Here is a 2,658-nt window from a genome sequence, read left to right as displayed (position 1 = left end):
ACCTGACCGAAGTGCGGCGATGCGGCGCTGACCGCGTCGGTTGCCATCACATGGTTGACCACCGTATCGCCGCCGGACGGTATCCGCAGGCCAAGACTGGCAGCGCCGTAGGCATTGAAGGTTTCACCCTTGAGGTTGAAATGATGTGCGGTGATCTGGGCGAGCGTGCCGCCGAGGGAGTGGCCGGTTACGGTGACAGGAACAACCTGTCTGTCACCAACCGCGTTGGTCCGTGCCATGGACAGGGCGTCACGCGTCAGCGCAAGCGCATCTGCCGCCTGCGGATTGAACCGGCTACTAACCATGCTTGCGTCAGCAATACCGTCTTTGGCCGCCTCGGTACCACGATGTGCAATGACGATTTCGCCAGTATCCACGCGCTCGTAAATCGTGCCCTGGTAACCGGTCAGCTTGTTGTCGACATGCTCACGCACCTCAAACACGACACCGCCCGCAACGACCTGTTCCCGGTCACCTCCCTCTCGAACTCCCACCCGACGATTCTCATAAGCATTGTCAGAAAGTCCAGCGTACTGCGGCGACCTGATGCTCATTCAGTGGTCCCCAGCGAAGACAGGGTCATGCTGAACAGATGATCACGGTACTCGGGCAGGAACTCATCAGGCGTCTTCTTACTGGCGGCCGAGTAGCCGTCCAGTTCATCAACGCGAGGATAGTACAGATGTAAAAAGTAACGCGTAACTGCGCCGCCATTCAGCAGCTCTTGCACCGGCAGTGATACGGCGAAGCTTGTGTCCTTGACTTCATCCGCTGCGATCAGAACCGCGTAGGCTCGGATAAGCTCCCAGTGGCATACACCACGGTCGAAGTAGTCTTCATCCTGCATCCTGTCGAGCTCGAGCACAGCCTCGTACTCGCTGTCGGATATACGCGTAAGCGGGAGCCTTTCTGAACTGCTGATTCGGCCGGCCGTACCGGTGAAAAGGTTTATCTTGCCGCACTCATCTTTGTTGCGGACATCGAACTGCCCGCCGAGCTTGACGATCTGAAACGGCCCAGGAGCGTCGTTGATCTTCAGACGAATTCTGAACCTAGCTGTCGGATTGGGATTCAGGTGGGCAAGGCCCCGGTCAATCGAGTCATGTCGCGCAGACTCTGCATTTGTCTGTACCATCGAATTTCCTTTGCCGTTGCACGCGCATAAAATTGCGCTTAGCAACAGAGCGGGGATGATTAAAACTGATCTTGTCATGCATTCCACGGCAGTGGTTTCAGATATAAAATGAGACCATTGAGTTTGTTCCTGCGCAAAATCCTTGCGGAACACAAATGCGGCGCCCGATCTATGGAACCATCAAATCGCCAGTCGACACATAGCGCAACACCCCACACCAAGCGCTCAAACTCGCGGCGAGTAAAAAAATCACCAAGTCAGACCTCTGCGATTGAATAACTCAAGTTCTTGCTGACCAAATAAACGCATGATAGCCATGAGCGTTCTGTTATCCTGTGACGCGACGCTGGTTACGAACTGCATACCAGCGATTGTCGAGCACTATAGAAAGCGCTCAAATTCCGGCAGCGAACAGCTTGTATTGATGATCTCGCAGCTCGAGTTAGGTCGCGACTCGCAGTACTCATTCAAGGCCTCTATGGCCTCCTCTGTCGTCGCTCTGCTGAAGAAAAAGTTTCCATACCCAGACCCACCATAAGCAACTGCTACGCATGAGTTTTTGTAAGTAAATACGACTTCACACCCCTCCCCTCCATGGGCTTTGCAGCCAGCTAGAACCTCTCGTTTTGCTTGCCTTTTCGAGTCCTTCTCACTGACATTGGCTCCAACACCATTAACAGAAATAGCAAAGGCCCCCCATTTACTATGCCACCTACCTGTTGGCCCTCCAGCGCCTCCAGAATATTCACCCGCCCCCGTCGGAGCGCACCCACCCACACCTGCGCCCCCGATTGGATATGACCCGGGCGGGCACCGCCCTTCGGCCCAGACATGCGACGCACCAAGAGTAGACAAACAAAAGGTAAGTAGTACGAACTTACTGGATCGAGCAGCATTCCCCGCATGTTTTCTACTAATCATCGATCCTCTCCGTTTCTGATCGCAATACCAAATCTGCCGGCGTCACTAGCGTCATGAAAGCTATCTCGAAAAATAGGCATTGGGCGTGATTGACCTGTACGATCGCTCGTGTCAACACTGTCGTCTTTCCTGCCCGGCCTAGCCGGCACATAACTCCCAAGCGCCTCCCCGCGCGGCCCAACCGCCGCCGGCCCACCGCCAATCTGCGAGTACGCCATGAAGCTGCCCAACGTGCCCTGGAAGAACATCGCGGCCATCGGCGGTACGGTGAGAATCAGCGTCGTCAAAATCAGACCCATGCCGCCCTGCTGCATCGCCTGGCTGGTAAAGCCGTCCTTCGCCGCCAGCGCGGGAATCACGCTGCCCAGTCCATCCACCGCCCACAGCACACCGGTCACGCGCAGCACCATGTCCAGCGCAATGCTCACCATGAACGCCAGTACCGCCATCGAGAACATCGTGCCGATGCCATACAGCAGCCAGCGCTGGAACAGTGATCTGGTCTGGTCAAACAGCAGGCAGATGATGAACACCGGCCCGAAGGCGATGAACAGCATCATCGCCACCTCGTACAGCAGCAGCATCGAACCTGCGGTCACCGC

The 2,658-nt window shown here is 56.0% G+C and carries 2 protein-coding genes and 1 pseudogene; all 3 read right to left on the bottom strand.

Going from position 1 to position 2,658, the window contains the following annotated elements; translation table 11 throughout:
* Positions 1 to 554, bottom strand: a pseudogene (locus RZA67_RS16310) (lipase); the annotation flags it as partial.
* Positions 551 to 1,288, bottom strand: coding sequence for a hypothetical protein (locus tag RZA67_RS16305; protein WP_317214100.1), 738 nt, complete (start codon positions 1,286 to 1,288; stop codon positions 551 to 553). The gene RZA67_RS16305 and the pseudogene RZA67_RS16310, both read right to left, overlap by 4 nt.
* 764 nt (positions 1,289 to 2,052) lie before the next feature.
* On the bottom strand, positions 2,053 to 2,658 hold a 606-nt coding region (locus RZA67_RS16300; RefSeq protein WP_317214098.1), incomplete at its 5' end, for a type IV secretion system protein.

The organism is Stenotrophomonas sp. C3(2023), from assembly GCF_032911385.1.
GTDB lineage: Bacteria > Pseudomonadota > Gammaproteobacteria > Xanthomonadales > Xanthomonadaceae > Stenotrophomonas.
The sequence above is the reverse complement of the archived record's forward strand: the minus strand, read 5'-3'. Positions and strand labels throughout refer to the sequence as shown.